This window comes from Parabacteroides sp. 52 (assembly GCF_010500925.1).
GTDB lineage: Bacteria > Bacteroidota > Bacteroidia > Bacteroidales > Tannerellaceae > QVMG01.
Window position 1 is genome coordinate 61,984 of record NZ_QVMG01000011.1, and the last position, 18,399, is coordinate 80,382.

Annotated in this window: 15 protein-coding genes; 2 read left to right on the forward strand and 13 right to left on the reverse strand. The window is 44.1% G+C overall.

Annotated elements, in window-relative coordinates:
• From floA to D0T51_RS07870, 3 genes are read right to left on the reverse strand one after another with little or no spacing between them, the layout of a single operon-like run.
• Nucleotides 1-993 carry a flotillin-like protein FloA gene (floA, locus tag D0T51_RS07860; RefSeq protein WP_163727597.1) on the reverse strand — a complete coding sequence of 331 codons (993 nt, stop codon included), beginning with the start codon at nucleotides 991-993 and terminating at the stop codon, nucleotides 1-3.
• Nucleotides 994-1,007: 14 nt separating this feature from the next.
• Nucleotides 1,008-1,499, reverse strand: coding sequence for an NfeD family protein (locus D0T51_RS07865; RefSeq protein ID WP_163727600.1), 492 nt, complete (start codon nucleotides 1,497-1,499; stop codon nucleotides 1,008-1,010).
• Between the two features lie 6 nt (nucleotides 1,500-1,505).
• The gene (locus D0T51_RS07870) at nucleotides 1,506-2,951 is read right to left on the reverse strand and encodes a tetratricopeptide repeat protein (RefSeq protein ID WP_163727602.1); all 1,446 of its coding nucleotides are present in this window, start codon (nucleotides 2,949-2,951) and stop codon (nucleotides 1,506-1,508) included.
• 110 nt (nucleotides 2,952-3,061) lie between these two features.
• On the opposite strand from D0T51_RS07870, the gene D0T51_RS07875 reads away from it, so the two are divergent.
• Nucleotides 3,062-3,808 (forward strand): ATP-binding protein, encoded by a 747-nt coding sequence (locus tag D0T51_RS07875; protein WP_163727605.1) that lies wholly within the window; start codon nucleotides 3,062-3,064, stop codon nucleotides 3,806-3,808.
• 64 nt (nucleotides 3,809-3,872) lie between these two features.
• On the opposite strand, the gene lpxA is transcribed toward D0T51_RS07875, so the two are convergent.
• The 7 genes from lpxA to D0T51_RS07910 form a co-directional block, all read right to left on the reverse strand.
• Nucleotides 3,873-4,661, reverse strand: coding sequence for an acyl-ACP--UDP-N-acetylglucosamine O-acyltransferase (lpxA, locus tag D0T51_RS07880; protein WP_163727608.1), 789 nt, complete (start codon nucleotides 4,659-4,661; stop codon nucleotides 3,873-3,875).
• Between the two features lie 8 nt (nucleotides 4,662-4,669).
• A complete protein-coding gene (locus D0T51_RS07885; RefSeq protein ID WP_163727610.1) occupies nucleotides 4,670-6,055 on the reverse strand; it encodes a bifunctional UDP-3-O-[3-hydroxymyristoyl] N-acetylglucosamine deacetylase/3-hydroxyacyl-ACP dehydratase in 1,386 nt (461 codons plus the stop codon).
• 2 nt (nucleotides 6,056-6,057) lie between these two features.
• The gene (lpxD, locus tag D0T51_RS07890; protein WP_163727614.1) at nucleotides 6,058-7,101 is read right to left on the reverse strand and encodes a UDP-3-O-(3-hydroxymyristoyl)glucosamine N-acyltransferase; all 1,044 of its coding nucleotides are present in this window, start codon (nucleotides 7,099-7,101) and stop codon (nucleotides 6,058-6,060) included.
• 92 nt (nucleotides 7,102-7,193) lie between these two features.
• Nucleotides 7,194-8,036: an orotidine-5'-phosphate decarboxylase gene (pyrF, locus tag D0T51_RS07895; RefSeq protein ID WP_163727617.1), complete on the reverse strand. Its 843-nt coding sequence runs from the start codon at nucleotides 8,034-8,036 to the stop codon at nucleotides 7,194-7,196.
• Between the two features lie 43 nt (nucleotides 8,037-8,079).
• Nucleotides 8,080-9,165: a peptide chain release factor 1 gene (gene prfA, locus D0T51_RS07900; protein ID WP_163727620.1), complete on the reverse strand. Its 1,086-nt coding sequence runs from the start codon at nucleotides 9,163-9,165 to the stop codon at nucleotides 8,080-8,082.
• Nucleotides 9,165-10,337 (reverse strand): AIR synthase related protein, encoded by a 1,173-nt coding sequence (locus D0T51_RS07905; RefSeq protein WP_163727623.1) that lies wholly within the window; start codon nucleotides 10,335-10,337, stop codon nucleotides 9,165-9,167. Before D0T51_RS07905 ends, prfA begins: the two co-directional genes overlap by 1 nt.
• Before the next feature lie 44 nt (nucleotides 10,338-10,381).
• Nucleotides 10,382-11,242: a glucosaminidase domain-containing protein gene (locus D0T51_RS07910; protein WP_373457011.1), complete on the reverse strand. Its 861-nt coding sequence runs from the start codon at nucleotides 11,240-11,242 to the stop codon at nucleotides 10,382-10,384.
• Nucleotides 11,243-11,377: 135 nt separating this feature from the next.
• Between D0T51_RS07910 and D0T51_RS07915 the strand changes: the two genes are divergently transcribed.
• Nucleotides 11,378-11,854: a cytidine deaminase gene (locus D0T51_RS07915; RefSeq protein WP_163727628.1), complete on the forward strand. Its 477-nt coding sequence runs from the start codon at nucleotides 11,378-11,380 to the stop codon at nucleotides 11,852-11,854.
• Nucleotides 11,855-11,916: 62 nt separating this feature from the next.
• Here the strand turns inward: D0T51_RS07915 and D0T51_RS07920 are convergent, their stop codons facing one another.
• From D0T51_RS07920 to glgP, 3 genes are all read right to left on the reverse strand, one after another.
• Nucleotides 11,917-13,665 (reverse strand): phospho-sugar mutase, encoded by a 1,749-nt coding sequence (locus tag D0T51_RS07920; protein WP_163727807.1) that lies wholly within the window; start codon nucleotides 13,663-13,665, stop codon nucleotides 11,917-11,919.
• 136 nt (nucleotides 13,666-13,801) lie between these two features.
• Nucleotides 13,802-15,490, reverse strand: coding sequence for a M23 family metallopeptidase (locus tag D0T51_RS07925; RefSeq protein WP_163727630.1), 1,689 nt, complete (start codon nucleotides 15,488-15,490; stop codon nucleotides 13,802-13,804).
• Nucleotides 15,491-15,815: 325 nt separating this feature from the next.
• Entirely contained in the window at nucleotides 15,816-18,389 is a 2,574-nt protein-coding gene (glgP, locus tag D0T51_RS07930) for an alpha-glucan family phosphorylase (RefSeq protein ID WP_163727633.1), read from the reverse strand.
• Between the last annotated feature and the right edge of the window lie 10 nt (nucleotides 18,390-18,399).

Below are 18,399 nucleotides of genomic sequence, written 5' to 3' on the forward strand. Positions count from 1 at the left end.
TTAGTCTTTTATCGGTTTAGAGCCTCCTCCTGTCGGTTTGGCAATTGCTTCCCGCATACCGGTATCGGCTTCGATATTTTTCATTTTATAATAGTCCATGATACCCAGATTGCCGGAACGGAAGGCTTCTGCCATGGCTTTGGGCACTTCGGCTTCGGCTTCAATTACCTTGGCGCGGGCTTCCTGCGCTTTAGCTATCATTTCCTGTTCCAAAGCAACCGCCATCGCGCGACGTTCTTCCGCCTTGGCTTGTGCAATGTTTTTATCGGCTTGCGCCTGATCCATCTGTAATACGGCTCCAATATTCTTACCTATATCGATATCAGCAATGTCGATGGAAAGAATTTCAAAAGCTGTTCCTGCATCCAATCCTTTTCTCAATACCAATTTGGATATAGAATCCGGATTTTCCAATACAGACTCATGATTCTCTGCAGAACCGATAGAAGATACAATACCTTCTCCTACACGTGCCAAAATCGTTTCTTCACCGGCACCTCCTACTAACTGACGGATATTGGCCCGTACGGTTACACGTGCTTTGGCTATTAACTGGATACCGTTTTTAGACACGGCAGTAACCGGTGGTGTATCGATAACCTTGGGGTTAACAGACATTTGTACCGCTTCAAACACATCACGGCCAGCCAGGTCTATTGCGGTAGCCATCTGAAACGTAAGATCGATATTGGCTTTAGAGGCAGATACCAATGCATGAACAACCCGTTCTACATGTCCTCCTGCCAGGTAATGCGCTTCCAATTCATCCCGGGTGAGAGTTTTTAATCCGGCTTTATGGGCTTCGATCATCGCTCTAGCGATAACACCCGGAGGTACATTTCGTATGCGCATCAGAAATAACTGAAGCAAGGATATGTTTACGCCTGAAACTTTCGCTGATATCCACAGCAGAAAAGGCACATAATAGAAAAACAGAATGAGCAGAAAGACTGCTGCTGCAAGTAAAACCAATGGCATGAAACTCATTTCCATAATGTGTTGATTTATTAATTGATATTAGTTGTTTTTTCTTCTTTAGGTAGAACGATGACATTGTAACCCTCTACACGAACGACTGTAACAGGTGTTTGTTCATCGATAAATTCTTCTCTGGATTTTGCTTCTACCGTAATTCCTTTGATAGACGCTTTGCCAATAGGAACCAGACGAGAAAGGGTGATACCCTCGTCTCCAGGTTCAATGCCCAGATCCCGGCTGGAAGTCAACGTGGAATCGACATTGGCATGGAGGGCTATTTTTCGGAACGAATTGGAACGTAATAACCAAAGAAAGGCTCCACCGAAGAGTATAACCGAAGAGATCAGGGTGATATGCCCTACCCAAGCCCCCTGGGCATAGGCATAAATAATTCCTCCGGTAGCAAAAAGGAAGCCTCCGACTCCGGCCAGTGTAATCCCAGGTAAAAGAAATATCTCAATCAGGATTAACGCTATGGATAATCCCATCAAGAAAAGAATGATAGCAACATCTAACCACATAGGCTTCTATCTTTTATTGTAGTTTCTTAAGTAAGTAATTTCTGCATTCCGTGCTTTTTTCTCCCATTCAATGGGTTGAGGAAGTAACTCTTCCAGTTTTTCTTCTGTTTGCAGAATCGTTGGGCGTAATTGATCACGTTGAGAACTACTTCCCTTTGTATAGTTGGCACGCATATTTTTAAGTTTGTCTTTTAACTCTTGAATTTGGTTATTTAATGAGATCACTTTCTCATAATAACTTTTAGCATCCGGACTGTTTATCTCTTCCAATACATAATAAACAATTGTGTTGTTAATGACAAACTCAAAGTCTTTTTTTATTTCAACTTCCCCGAAAGGTATTTCTTTATGTGCCAAGGCTATTAGTTCGGGATAATCGGTGTTTTCCTTCCAGGTAGCTTCGATTGAAAATAAGGAGGCCCTCATTCGTTTTATTTCAATATCTTCATCCTCCAAGCGGGTACGGTTCTCATTCGGTATAAAAAGATAAACGCAAACCTTGTCTTCCGGTTGATAGCGGTCGGAGACAAACCAACCCAGTTTTTTAGTTTCATCAAAAACAATCATATAATCGTTATAAGGTGAATTGTAGGGCATTCCCAGTTGTTCGGGAGTTAAGTAGGTGTCTGAGTTCGTATTATACCGGGTCACAAACAGATCATATCCTCCCAAGGTGCCATTTCCTTTAGACGCATAATAGAGGGTTACCCCGTCAGAAAGGACAAAAGGATAATTATCGTTTTCGGAACTGTTGATATTCATTGGTAATTGTTTCTCATCTCCCCAATGATCCATCAACCGGGATTGGGTAAACAAGCAAAGCTGGTTCTCCGCAGTCTCCTGCGCATAATAAATCTTGTCCCCTTTCTGATTCATATAAACAGTTGATTCAAAAGGCAGTGAGCTTTGAAAGAATTCTTTGTATGTAGTCAATGTTCCACTTTCTTCACTTAATGTATAAGCCGATAAGAACTGATCTTTGGCAATGACCACGCTGTCGATTACTTGTACGTCTTCTACTTTTTCCAGCATACGTTGTGCTGTCGTAGCGATATCCATTTGTTTTTGCCAATGTTCGGTGTCTTGTTTCTTTTTGGTCAGAAGGGTGATGTATTCTTCATACATCTCTGCCGCTTCTTCAAATTTGTAGCGGGCGAAATACACTTCGGCAAGATATTTGTACGAATCCTGCACTTTTCGGTTAATCCCGATCGTTAGATGTTTTTCCGCCCCATCCAAGTCTCCTGTTTCAAAACAACAGACACCATACCAATGGTTGTAGGAACCATTGTTGGGGGCTTGTTTTACTAATCGTTCGAAAGCGGGTTTGGCTTCGGCATATTGCCCGTCATTGTATAATTTTTTCGCCTGATCGAGACTTTGTGCCTGTAACCCGAAACTAAGAAATGTAATTCCGATTAAACAAAGTATTTTATGTGTGAAGCGTTTCATCGCAACTCTTTTGTTTTTCAATTTATAAAATCAAAGATAAGAATATTTTAGTACCCTATACATAATTCGCGACATAAATGTATAATTTTGCAGTCAATTAAATATTGACGATGGCGAAAGAAACAGAAGACGAACGTCTGTACCGGAAGGTAGAGGAGAAACTTATAAAAGCGATTCGTTCGTATGAGTTGATAACCGATGGCGACCGGATATTGGTAGGACTTTCTGGAGGGAAAGACTCCCTGGCATTAGTCGAATTATTGGGGCGGCGGATGAAGATTTACCGGCCGAAGTTCGAAGTGGTCGTTGCTCATATTGTAATGACTAATATTCCCTATCAGTCCGACAGGGAATATCTTCAGCAATGTGCCGAAGCCTACGGCTTGCCTTTTATTGTTTACGAAACACAGTTTGATGCCTCAACCGATCGCCGCAAATCCCCCTGTTTCCTTTGTTCCTGGACGCGCAGAAAAGCTCTGTTTGATATTGCCAAAAGAGAAAATTGCAATAAGATAGCCTTGGGACACCACCAGGATGATATACTGGAAACCTTGTTGATGAACATGACACATCAGGGAGCTTTCGGCACGATGCCTCCTCGTTTAAAGATGGATAAGTTCGCCATGGAGATTATTCGTCCGCTTTGTTTGATCTCAGAAAAAGAACTGAATCGGATAGCCATTTGGCGCGGATATCAAAAACAAGTAAAAAACTGTCCCTATGAACGCGACTCCAGCCGTTCGGATATGAAAGATATTTTAAATCGTCTAGAGGCCATTAACCCCGAAGCCCGATACAGTCTTTGGGCAAGTATGACTCATATACAGGAAGATTATTTACCCCCTAAAATCGGTTGAATACAATAAAAAGAGGGACATAGGCTATAAAACCTATGTCCCTCTTTTTATAGAGTATCCTATCTTATAATTCGTCCAGCGATCCTCTGACAATACCTCGTTCGGAACTTTTGATAAAGTTCAGAATCAAATCCCGTTCAGCACTGGGTTCATATTCTGTTTCGATTGCCTTGATAGCCTGTGTGTTATTTAACCCACGGGTGTATAATGTACGATAGATATCCTGAATCAAAAAGACCTGCTCATTGGTAAATCCCCGGCGACGGAGTCCCACGATATTAATACCGCAATAAACGATCGGTTCGCGTCCGATCAATGTGTAGGGAGGAATATCTTTACCTACCCGTGAACCTCCTTGTATCATGACATGTTGAGATATGCGAACAAACTGGTGAACCAGGCTGCCTCCACTGACGATGGCATAATCCTCCACTTCTACTTCACCGGCAAGCTGTGTAGAGTTGCCAATGATAATATAGTTATTGAGTAAACAGTCATGGGCAATATGCGAATAGGCCATGATAAGACAATGACTGCCTATAACCGTTTTCCCTTTGGCTGCTGTCCCGCGATTCACGGTTACACATTCACGGATGGTGGTATAATCCCCTATCTCAGCAGTTGTGTTTTCTCCGGCGAACTTAAGGTCTTGCGGGACACCAGCAATAACAGCACCAGGGAAAATGGAGCAGTGTTTTCCTATGCGGGCACCATTCAATATGGTGGCATGTGGGTAAATACGACAGCCGTCACCTATAACGACATCTTTCTCAACAACAACAAATGGATCAATGGTTACGTCCTGGCCGATTTGGGCATCAGGGTGAACAACTGCTAATGGAGAAATATTCATTTTACTTCTTATTTATTTTTTATTATTTGAGCCATAAATTCGGCTTCACTAACGAGCTTCTCGCCCACAAATACATATCCTTTCATTGTAGATATACCCCGGCGAATGGGGGCTACCATTTCCAAACGGAGAATGAGTGTATCTCCTGGAACTACTTTCTGACGGAATTTCACTCCATCTATCTTCATGAAATAGGTGGAGTAACGCTCCGGTTCATCGACAGAACTAAGCACGAGTAGTCCTCCTGTCTGCGCCATCGCTTCCACCTGTAATACACCCGGCATCACAGGCTCTTGCGGGAAATGCCCGACAAAGAATGGTTCGTTTGTCGTTATATTCTTAACACCTACGATATGGTTGCTGCCAATCTCAATGATTTTATCCACCAACAAGAAGGGGTAGCGGTGCGGTAATAATTCCCGGATACGGTTAATATCCATTACCGGTTCCTGGTTAGGATCATAGACCGGAGCTTGTATATCATTTAGTTTGATATCCTTCCGGATTGTACGGGCCAACTGGTTGTTGATTTTATGTCCGGGGCGTGTGGCAATAATCCGTCCACGTATAGGCTTTCCTATCAAAGCGATATCACCAATAACGTCAATCAATTTATGCCGCGCCGGCTCGTTATCGAATACTAACGGTTTGTTATTTACATAACCCAGATCCTGTACGTCCTTATGAGGGATACCGATCATATCAGCTAATTTGTCCAACGATTCCTGCGGGATCTTTTTGTCATAAATGACAATCGCATTGTCGAGGTCTCCTCCTTTGATCAGGTTGTTTTGTAATAAGGTTTCCACTTCACGGACAAAAACAAATGTGCGTGAGGCGGCTATTTCTTTGGGGAACTCAGCCAGATCGCTGAGCGTAGCAAACTGATTAGGCAAGACAGGAGAGTCAAAAGAGATCAACACATTGAGACTGAATTTATCGTCCGGCAAAATGATAAGAGAAGAGCCGGTCTTTTCGTCGACAACTTCAATTTTTTGTTTTACGATATAATAATCTTTCGGTGCGTTTTGCTCCTGGATGCCTACTGCTTGTATAGCCTCGGTGAAAAAGATGGAACTCCCGTCAAGGATTGGAAATTCCGGTGCATTCACTTCTATCAGGCAGTTGTCTATCTCGAAAGCATACAAGGCAGCCATTGCATGTTCAATGGTGCTGACGTATACGTCGTTTTTTCCGACAACAGTACCACGTTGCGTATTTATCACATTCTCCGCTAAAGCATCAATAACCGGTTCTCCTTCCAGATCGACCCGTTTGATTTTGTATCCATGATTTTCAGGTGCGGGGTTGAATGTGATCTGAATATCCAGTCCGGAATGCAAACCTTTGCCATTCAGGGTGAAGCTCTTCGCAAGCGTCTTTTGTTTTTGCATACTTATTTGCTATTTATTTCTTTCTTTAATTCTTCTATCTCACGCTGCAACTGTCCCAGGGTGCGGTACATATCCGGCAACCGGTTAAAGACTGCGCTGGAGCGCATGAAATTTTTTGCATCAATGGCTGGAGCACCTAATAGAGTGACCGGTTCTTTCACATTGCTGATAACGCCGGCCTGTGCACCGAATGTCACATTGTCGGCTACTGTTATATGACCTGCTAGGCCTGCCTGTCCGCCAAACATACAATGACGCCCTACTTTCACTGAGCCGGCTATACCAACCTGGGCAGCCATGACTGTATTTTCTCCAATCTCCACATTGTGCGCTATCTGGACCAGGTTGTCCAATTTGACACCTTGCCGGATAAGGGTAGAACCCATCACGGCCCGGTCGATGGTGGTATTAGCCCCCACTTCCACATTGTCTTCCAGAACGACATTTCCCATTTGAGGTATCTTATTGTAACTCTCTCCTTCGGGGGCAAATCCAAAACCATCCGATCCGATGACGCTACCGGCATGTAAGATACACTTATTTCCAATGACGCATCCTTCGTATATTGTTGCATGAGGGTATAAAATCGTATGGTCTGCAATCTTCACATGGTCACCTACATAGGCGTAAGGATATATTTTACAATTGGCACCTATCGTTGCATTTTCTCCTATATAAGCCATGTGGCCGATATAGCAATCGGCTCCGATCGTTGCTGTGGAGTCTATAAATGCAGTAGGGGAAACACCTGTTTTTTTAGGCTTCATCTGCTCAATCATATTCAGCAGCATGGCCAATCCGGCATACGCGTTGGCTACTTTTACCAAGGTGGCCTGTATCGGTTTGGAAGGAGTATAATCTGTATTTACCAATACAATACTCGCTTGTGTCTCGTATATATGATGTTCGTATTTAGGGTTTGCAAGAAAGGTGAGTGAACCGGCTTGTCCTTCTTCAATCTTTGAAAAAGTATGTACTTTCACTTCCGGATTCCCGTCGACTGTTCCTTTCAAAAAGTCCGCAATTTGTTGGGCTGAAAACTCCATTGTCAAGTTAAATTATAGCATGTCTATCAATGACGGCTCTGTTATGTGGTTATATACCAGTTTGCAAAAATGGTGAAAATTCTTTGTATAGCCTATGATTTATGTAGAATAATTCCTTTATCCAATAGATAAACGGCCATTTCCTGTTGCACTTCCCGGGCTGCTTCCCGGGCTGCATCAGCAAAGTTGCGGGTGTTGTCGGCGTAAATAATCGCACGGGAAGAATTAACCAACAAGCCACATTCTTCGTTCATGCCATAGCGTGCCACCTCTTCCAGGCTTCCTCCCTGGGCGCCTACTCCGGGTACTAAAAGGAAATGATGCGGGGCGTGTTTGCGTATGTCCTGGAACATTTTTCCTTGTGTTGCTCCGACAACGAACATCAACTGCTCATCGGTTGCCCACTCCTGGGATTTCTTTAATACTTTTTCAAAAAGACGTTCTCCGTTACTGTCTTCAGTCATTTGAAAATCCTGTGAGCCTTTGTTAGACGTCAAGGCCAAAAGGATTACCCAGCTTTCCGGATAGATAAGGAAGGGTTTGACACTGTCTTCTCCCATATAAGGGGCAACGGTGACTGCATCCACTTTGATATGATCGAAAAATGAACGGGCATACATTTCGGATGTATTCCCTATATCTCCTCGTTTGGCATCGGCTATAATGAATTGATCCGGATAGTTCTCACGTATATAGGTTACTGTCTTTTCAAAAGCGAGCATGCCTTTGACCCCCAAGCTCTCATAAAAAGCTAAATTGGGTTTGTAAGCCACGCAAAAAGGTGCCGTAGCATCAATGATTGCCTTATTGAATGCAAAGAGAGGATCCTCTTCTGTTAACAGATGTTCCGGTATCTTTTTTATATCAGTATCCAATCCAACGCAAAGGAAAGATTGTTTCTTTTGTATGTTTTCGAATAATTCTTGTTTGTTCATAATGGTAGAACGTTGATTTATTAAAATAGATAACTACATAGGGCTAAAACTCGGACTCTTTCATGCGTTCCGTGTTCTCTGCCACAATTAAATGATCGATACAATCCTGAATGTCTCCGTTCATAAAGGCCGGAAGATTGTATATCGTATAATTGATACGATGATCCGTGATACGTCCCTGAGGGTAATTATACGTACGGATCTTCGCTGAACGATCACCCGAAGAAACCATGGTTTTTCGTTTGGAGGCAATCTCATCGATATATTTCTGATATTCCATATTGTAAATCCGCGAGCGGAGTTCAATCATGGCTTTTGCTTTGTTTTTCAACTGCGACTTCTCGTCCTGGCATTGCACAGTAATACCTGTAGGGATATGCACCAGGCGAATGGCTGAATAGGTGGTATTTACCGATTGACCACCATGTCCGGATGCACAAAAAATATCCGTACGGATATCTGATTCTTTTATCTCTACATCGAACTCGTCGGCTTCCGGAAGAACGGCTACGGTAGCAGCAGAGGTATGTACTCGTCCTTGTGTTTCCGTTTGTGGTACGCGCTGTACCCGGTGTACACCGGATTCATACTTCAGGATTCCGTATACTCCCTCCCCGTTAACGGTAAAGATTACCTCTTTGTATCCTCCGGAGGTGCCTTCGGTAAAACTTGTCAGCTCGATCTTCCAACCTTTACTCTCACAGTATCTTGTGTACATACGATAAAGGTCTCCGGCAAAAATAGACGCTTCGTCTCCTCCGGTACCTCCCCGTATCTCCACGATAGCATTTTTGCCGTCTTGCGGATCGGCAGGGATAAGAAGCAACTTGATCTCTTCCTCTAATTCGGGGATACGATTGGCGTTGGCTTCCTGTTCCTCTTTAGCCATCTCCCGGAGCTCAGGGTCTTGTTCTGTCTCCAGTATATGTTTCGCTTCTTCAACGTTTTGAAGAGTCTGTATGTATTTTTTACGCGCTGAAAGGATGAGTTCCAGATCGTGGTATTCTTTGTTGAGCTTGATGAATCGTTTTTGATCAGCGATCACTTCCGGGTCGGTGATTAATGTTTCCACCTCCTCGAAACGACTTACTAATCCGTCTAATCTACCAAGTAAACTATTGTCAGCCATTAATTTGAATAAACAAAGCGCCCTTGTTCGCTTTCAATGATAAGTTCATTGGCCGGAGCATCTTCTACATAACCGACCACCTGTGCTTGAATATCAAACTGTTGTGCTATTTTTATCACCTCTTCGGCATGTTCCGGGGCGATGTATATTTCCATCCGGTGTCCCATATTGAACACTTTGTACATTTCTTTCCAGTCTGTACCGCTTTGTTCCTGAATGATGCGGAACAAGGGAGGAATGGGGAACAAATGGTTTTTGACCACCCGTTTGTTTTGTACGAAATGCATCACCTTGGTTTGTGCCCCTCCGGAACAGTGAACCATGCCATGTACCTGTGGGCGTAATTTATCAAGAACCTGTTTGATGACAGGAGCATAAGTACGAGTAGGAGAAAGAACCATCTTACCGGCTGTCATGCCGATCTCATCCACCCGATCCGTTAGCTTCAATCCTCCGGAATAAAGCAGATCTTCCGGTATCGCGGCATCATAACTCTCCGGATACGTCGCTACCAGGTATTTGGCAAATACATCATGACGGGCAGAGGTTAGTCCGTTACTTCCCATACCACTGTTGTATTCTTTTTCATAAGTAGCCTGACCATAAGATGCCATGCCGACGATCACGTCACCGGCTTGTATATTTTGGTTGTCGATCACCTCGCTTCGTTTCATCCGGCAGGTAACCGTACTATCGACAATGATCGTGCGTACCAGGTCGCCGACATCAGCCGTCTCTCCTCCGGTAGCGTAACAGCCAACACCCATTTCACGGAGCTCGGCAAGTAATTCATCGGTTCCATTGATAATGGTCGAAATCACATCGCCACTGACAAGGTGTTTGTTGCGTCCGATTGTCGAAGATACCAATATGTTATCGGTAGCCCCTACGCAAAGCAGGTCGTCGATATTCATAATCAGTGCATCTTGTGCAATCCCTTTCCAAACGGAGAGGTCACCGGTTTCTTTCCAGTACAGATAAGCCAATGCCGATTTGGTACCGGCTCCGTCGGCATGCATGATATTGCAATAAGCCGGGTCGCCTCCCAATATGTCCGGAATGATTTTACAAAAGGCATACGGGAAAATGCCTTTGTCAATATTCTTTATCGCATTGTGTACATCCTCTTTTGAGGCGGATACTCCTCGTTGATTATAACGCTGGTCACTCATTATACAAATATTTTGGAGGACAAAGGTAATATTTTTTGTTTTACTTATCTAAGTTTTAGAACATCTCCTTCTTCCGGAATATAATCCGGGTCCTTTTTATTCATTTTATACAAGCTCTTAATCTGTATGCCATATAGCTGAGAGATGCTGTGCATGGACTCTCCGATTTGTACGACATGGTCATAATAGGGTTTGTCTGCTTTTTTCTTTTTCTTTTGCAGATAAACGATATCGCCCCGTTGCAAAGGGAAGTCTTCGGGCACTTCGTTGTACTTTTTCAGCTTTTTCACTTTGAAGTCGAGATCCTGTGCAATCCGATCGAAGCTGTCGTTGGTGGTGGCATATACATAAATGAGACCATGGGTTTTATAAACGATCCGTTTCGTGGTCGGCCCTGTCTCTTTGTTTTTGCCTTTTGCAGCTGTTTTTATTCCTTTATCCTTGTCATAGCGGTACAGCTCGTAATCTTCAATGATCTTTATCAATTTGTTAGCATAGGCCCGGTCGGTGGCATAACCGCATTTCTGCAATCCCCGTGCCCAACTTTTATAATCGGTGATCTGAAGCTTGAAGAGAGAGGCGTAGCGGGAACGTTCGGCCAAGAAACGGGAGTGGTCCTCATAAGATTCTTCTACCCGTTTGTATTTGCGGAAGCATTCACCTTTCAGGTCATCATCGTGATAGACCCTTCCTCCCCGCCAATCGGAATGACATTTGATGCCGAAATGGTTATTCGATTCCCGGGCTAATTTGCTCATGCCGGCTCCGGATTCAAGGATGCCTTGTGCCAGCGTGATACTGGCGGGAATACGGTATTTCTTCTGGTGTTGTACCGCCAGGTTACTGTATGTATCGCTGTATTTCTGGTAAGAAGCATTTTTGCGTTGGGCTTGGGTGGTTCCCATACCGCCCCCGATCAAAAATAGGATGAACAATAAAATACGCAGGTGTGATCTCATGATGGGATTTGTTTTCTTTTCGCAAAGATATAATTATATGAAAAGATTCATATATTTGTTTCTCTTAATAATCCTTATAACATGAAAGAGGTAAAAATTGAAATAAGTGTATCGGTGCGTATTGTAGAGGAGTTGACTACAGCGGAAAAGGCCTTGATGGATAAAGCGATAGAAGTGGCAAGAAATGCTTATGCTCCTTATTCCCGGTTTCATGTAGGAGCCGCTCTTCGTTTGGCGAATGGACAGATAATAACAGGAAGTAATCAGGAAAATGCGGCCTCTCCCTCTGGCTTATGTGCCGAAAGGGTAGCTTTGTTTTATGCGGGTGCTCAGTATCCGGATGTGCCTGTTTGCGAGATCGCTATTGTGGCCCTGGTGAATGGAGTGTTGCAAGATCATATTTCACCCTGTGGCGGTTGCCGGCAGGTACTCCTGGAGACAGAGGAACGCGGGAAATCCCCTCTGCGTATACTCTTGTGTGGAAAAGATAAGGTACAGACCCTCTCTTCGGCCAACGATCTATTGCCTCTTTCATTCGGACAAAACGATCTGAAGTAAACTCCTAACAAACAAGAAATAAAAAGGGCTGTCCATTTCATATCGGACAGCCCCTTTTTTATTTAAATACCTAACGATTGTTTGATCTGTTCGATCTTTTCGTTTGCCGCCTGTTCAGCTTCTGGTATATCTTCCAATCCTTTTATTTTAGCATGTACTTCGCAATAGAATTTAATCTTCGGTTCTGTACCTGAGGGACGGATGGACACTTTGGTGTTGTCTTCCGTGAAATATTGTAAGACATTCGAAGTGGTCGGCATATCCAGGGTAAGGGTTTCTTTATCCGGGTAGCTGTATCCTTTGAGGGTGCCAAAGTCATTGAAAAGGCTTACTTTCGAACCGGCTATTTCAGTGAGCGGGTTTTCACGGAAACGTTTCATCATGGCTTCAATCTCTTCGGCTCCGCTTTTGCCTTTCTTTACAACAGATATACCCAACTCCTTGGAGAAACCATATTCTACATAGATCTTCTGAAGCAACTGGAACAAAGAGAGACCCTGGTCTTTCGCCCAAGCCGTGATTTCGGCAAGGATGGCACAGGCGGATACGGCATCTTTGTCGCGCACAAAGTCTTCGCAAAGGAAACCGTAACTTTCTTCTCCACCACCGATATAACTTTTCTTCCCTTCGTTCTTACGCATGACATCCGCAATCCATTTGAATCCGGTATAAACGTCATACATTTCCACTCCGTTCTTTTCGGCTATCGTGCGAATGGTCTCTGTGGTCACAATCGTTTTTACGATATACTCTTTGCCTTCCACTTTTCCCAATTCTTTCCAGCGGGTGATCAGGTAATAAACAAAAAGCAAAGCTGTCTGGTTCCCATTTAACAACACCCACTCGCCTTCATTGTTCTTGACGGCTGCGCCTACACGGTCTCCATCCGGGTCAGTTGCCAGTACCAATTCGGCATCTGTCATTTTCGCCTTTTCGACAGCCATAGACAGGGCGGCCGGCTCTTCCGGATTGGGAGAGATCACGGTTGGAAAATCACCGCTTACCACATCTTGTTCCGGTACGTGGATGATGTTTGTGAAACCAAAGGCTTTCAATGTGTCCGGTACAATATTTACCCCCGTTCCATGAATAGGAGTGTACACGATCTTCATGTCGTTGTGACGGGCGATAGCTTCCGGAGAAAGCGAGATCGTCGTCAGTGCCTTTATATATTCTTCATCGACCTCTTTGCCGATGATCTGTATCAATTCTTTTTTTCCTTCGAATTGGATATCTGCGGCATTACGTATTTTGTTCACCTCCGCGATGGTGTTGCGGTCATGCGGTGCAATCATCTGTGCCCCGTCATCCCAATAGGCTTTGTAACCATTGTATTCTTTCGGGTTGTGAGATGCTGTCAGGATAATACCGCTTTGACATCCCATTTGACGGATGGCAAAAGACATTTCCGGGGTAGGACGTAAATCTTCAAAAAGGTATACCTTTATGTTGTTCGCCGAGAAGATATCTGCCGATATTTCCGCAAATTTCCGGCTGTTGTTCCGGCAATCGTGACCGATCACGACCTTGATCTCTTCCCGATCAGCAAATTCTTTTTTCAGATAATTGGATAAGCCCTGTGTGGCAGCGCCTACTGTATAAATATTCATGCGGTTTGAACCGACTCCCATGATGCCGCGCAATCCGCCTGTTCCAAATTCGAGGTCTTTGTAAAAACTTTCAATTAATTCCGTAGGGTCTTCGTTATCGAGCAGTGCTTGCACCTGTGTGCGTGTATCTTTGTCATAACTCTCTGTAAGCCATCCTTGTGCCTTACTTCTTACCATTTCGAGTAAATCATTATTTTCCATCTCTTCAATATGTTGCATTTATAGCTAAGAATTCTAATCCTATTAAATGAGCAAGCAAACATACATAAAATTATTGAATTTTAGGTGTTTTTGGGGGAAATATCGGAATAGAAACAGGCAATCGTTAGCCGTTGTTTCACCAGGTAAACGTGTGATTATAAACGGTTTCATTACCGCAGCCGTCTGTTGCTGTCAAGGTCAGTATATGGGTGCCCCGTTCGATCCGTTCCTTGTCCAAACGATACCTGATGACAGAGCGGCTGTTCATTTCGAAGAGAATGTATTGTCCGTCGATTTCTCCCCGGTATGTTTTTATGCCGCTTAGGTTATCCGATAGGCGAAAGATGAATTCTTGTTTCTTTTTCCAGCTTTCCGGCTGTATAGGGGTTAGGGTCGGAGGCAGGGTGTCGGCCGCCAAGGTATAGGCCCCCAGCTCACGGATGGTGGCATCGATCCACCCCTTCCGGTAGGTGCCGCCTATCCAGGTGCGTTTTCCGTTATGAATACGCACAATGCCGTATATTTGTTTGTTCTCCAATGTATCTTGCCTGAGTCGCAAAGACAAAGAGGCTTTTTGGTGTAAAGCCAGCGGACTGTCATGTAAGATGTGGACAGGAGCCAGCCCATTCTCTTCTTCTTTGACTTTATACCGGAAATAAAGGTCGGTATACAGGTTGCCGCGCGGGATGGTCAGCCGGATACCCTTGGCGCCAAAGCGATTCTCTCCTGCCCGGTAGAAACATTCAGTGTCCGGATCCGGCGGGGGTATTATTTGTTTTTTTCCTTTGATTTCGACAGCAAGTTCTGTGGTATTACCAAAAATATCGGCCAATTGATAAAGAAGGTGATAGGTGCGTTCCTGGTCAATCACCAGATAGCCCCGGTTGAGGGCTTTGAGGAAGGGGAGGCGGTTGCCGGGTTCGATGAAGCTTTTCATGTAGAAAGAGCGGTTGTTTACCCACTCGGCATAGTCAGTGAAGCTGTTTAAATACCGGGTATCATCTAATGCGAACCCTTCGATGTCGCTTTGGAAAACGACCAGGCTGTCCATCAGCAAACGGATACTTTTTACTCCGTATATATTATGGTTATTGTCCATATAATCATACGCTTTGACAGCCAACCCTATTTTCCCCCAGGCCTCTATATGAGCAGACAGTACCGGTCGCCCGTTTTTTTTGTTTATGAGCTTAAATTCTTGTTTTTTATTGCTGCCGTTCACGACTCCTTCTCCTGTCTGGGCATAAACCATTATGCCGTGTATGCGGGGAGGGGTGGTGTCTTTGATTTGTTTTTTATAAAAAAGAAGGGGATCCATGAGCTCCTCCGTTTGCGTGTCCCGTACTTCGAAATGCAGATGAGGTCCTCCGGAACTTCCCGTATTGCCACTTAAAGCGATGACCTCTCCCTGTTGAACGGGGAATTGCTCCGGGTCGAGGAGGAGATTGACAGGGAAACTCTCCTGTTCGTATTGCTGCTCCTTGACATATTGCATTATATGTTTGGCAAACCGCAACAGGTGAGCATACACTGTGGTGGTGCCGTCCGGATGAGTCAGGTAAAGCGCGTTCCCATACCCCCAGGGGCTGACCGATATGCGGGATACATACCCTTCCTGTACGGCATGAACCGGCTTGCCTTCCACCTGTTGTGTTTTGAAGTCAATACCCGAATGAAAATGATTACTCCTGAGTTCCCCAAAATTGCCACTGAGTTGAATCGGAAATTCCAACGGATTGGGAAGTTCCTGTCCCCATAGGCCACAAGGACTGATTACACCAAAGAAGAAAAGAAGCAAGAGGGTGGCAAAGTGAAAATATTTCATGGGATTTTATTTGTACCCACAAAGGTAAGAAATTATTTATGTCTTTCCCCTTTTTCCTGCCCTCCCGCCATTTCAACGGAGAACTTAACCGCAGGGAAATAGAATTGCTGACAATTGTCGGCAATTGTGTCGATATATATCGGCAATTGTGTCGACAATTATCAGCACAAGTGCCGACAGCTATCGACACTTTTATTTAGCAGCGTGACATACTTTGAGGTTTGTATAATGGGTAAGGTGAGTGTTGTCGGTTGGCTATTTTGGGGGACAAAAAAAGGCTGTTTGAAAAAATCAAACAGCCTTTTGACGTTATTTATTTATTGAATCAGCACTGGATCCAGCGTACGTAAGCAAAGTCCATCCGATGAGGGAGATCTTTGTTTTCCGGATAGACGCGGAAGCCTAATTTCAGGTTGCCAGACTGGTCTGGTGTGGCAATCTTTTCAAAATACAGTTTGGAGCCTTCTTCTTTTTTCAGATCAAATTTATGAACCTGTACCAACTCCATTGTGTGGGTTTCCGGATTTTCCTGGGTTACTACCAGGTCAACACCTAACATGCCTTTCAACTCCTTACGGTCGATTACCAATTGGAGCTGATGTTTTTCTCCGACAATCGGTCCGTTGCTGGAGAAGATATCCGGATTGCTTGAGAATGATTCTATTTCGAAAGAGTCCCAATGGGCGGCAACTTCTTCTTTCCAGGCAGCTATTTCTTTGGCTTTGGCGAAATTATTCTCTTTCAATACAACCGAACGGGTTGCCAGTTTATTGTAAAAACGAGAGATATAATCATCCAACATACGTTTCATTGTATAGTCCGGAGCGATTTGGGCAATAGAATTTTTGATGTATTTTGCCCAGGCAGTGGAAAATCCCTGTTCGTTGCGATCAAAGAAGGTCGGAATAATCTCTCTCTCTAATGTATTATAGATTGTGGCCGCATCCAATTGATCCTGGTATTGTTGGTTTTCATAGGTGCGTTTGTCGGTTAAAGCCCAACCGGCTCCTTCTTTATAACCTTCGTACCACCAGCCATCCAGTACGGAGAAGTTTAATACGCCGTTCATTTCGGCTTTTTCTCCGGATGTACCGGAAGCCTCCAATGGGCGTGTTGGGGTATTTAACCAAACGTCTACTCCGGAAATCAAGCGGCGTGCCAGGCGCATGTCGTAGTTTTCAAGGAAAATAATCTTTCCCAGGAATTCCGGGCGACGGGATATTTCTACAATATGTTTGATAAGCCCTTGTCCACCTCCGTCGGCAGGGTGGGCTTTCCCTGTAAATATAAACTGAACCGGATACTTCTCGTTATTGACAATTTTAGCCAATCTGTCCAGGTCGGTAAACAACAGATGTGCCCGTTTGTAAGTTGCAAAGCGGCGGCCGAAACCGATCAACAGCGCATTCGTATTGAACTTTTCCAGGATAGACAAAACCTTAGAAGGATCGCCCTGGCTCTTCAACCAGTTTCCTCTGTATTGTTCCTTGATATATTCGATTAGTTTCTTTTTAAGTGCTTGACGCAGATTGTAAATCTCTACATCCGGCACATTGTGTATCTCTTCCCAATATTTCTTATTGGACTGGTCGTAAAGGTATTCTTTGTCGAATTTCTCTGCGTAGAATTTCTTTACCTCTGTAGCCGCCCAGGTGGGCATATGTACTCCATTAGTTACCCAGCTTACATGAAGTTCATCGGGGAAATAGCCTTTCCAAACGGGGGCAAACATTTTCTGAGATACTTTTCCGTGCAACCAGCTAACGCCATTGGCTTCCTGGCAGGTATGCAAGGCAAAGACGCTCATGGAGAACTTTTCGTTGCTTCCCGGGTTTTCGCGGCCCATATCAATAAAGTCCTGCCAGCTTATACCCAGTTTCTCGGGGAATTCTCCCATATAGCGGCCGAACAAACCTTCTTCGAAATAATCGTGTCCGGCTGGTACCGGGGTATGTACGGTATATAAGGCGGAGGCACGTACGACTTCCAATGCCTGGTTAAAGGTCAAACCTTCTTTCTGAATATAATTTACCAGACGTTGTGCGTTGATAAGTGCGGCATGTCCTTCGTTGCAATGATAGATTTGTTTTTTGATACCTAATTTATCAAGCATCATGATACCACCGATACCCAATAGGTATTCCTGTTTCATGCGGTTTTCCCAATCGCCTCCGTAGAGTTGGTGTGTGATGGAACGATCCCATTCGCTATTTTCAGGCAGGTCTGTATCCATCAGATACAAAGGAATACGTCCAACGCTTACTTTCCATACGTGTGCATATACAATTCTACCGGGATAAGGAACCTCCAACACCATAGGCTCTCCATTGGAAGTGGTTACCTGTGTCAATGGCAAGGCGTTGAAGTTTTGCGCTTCATAGTTGGCAATTTGTTGGCCATCCATGGCTAGTGACTGTGTGAAGTAGCCATAGCGATAGAGGAATCCAACGGCACATAGGTCGATATTGCTGTCGCTGGCTTCTTTCAGGTAGTCGCCTGCCAATACACCTAAACCTCCGGAATAGATCTTTAATATATTTGTCAATCCGTATTCCATGCTGAAATAAGCAACAGACGGTTTGCTTGTATCCGGCTTTTTATTTACATAAGCTTTAAAATCGGCATACACTTTTTCCATGTCTGCCATGAATGATTTATCCGCTATTATTTCCTCGATACGTTTATAAGTCAGGCTTTGCAGCAAAAGAACCGGATTTCCTTCTGTTTTTTTCCACAGTTCGTTATCTACCCGGCCAAAAAGTTTTGCTCCTTCATGATTCCACACCCACCACAGGTTGTTGGCCATTTCAAGTAAGGGCTCTAACTCCTTGGGTATATTTGAATGTGAATACACTTCTTTCCAAATAGGTTCATTTGCATTGTTTGCCTTAATCTTCATTATAGTGAAT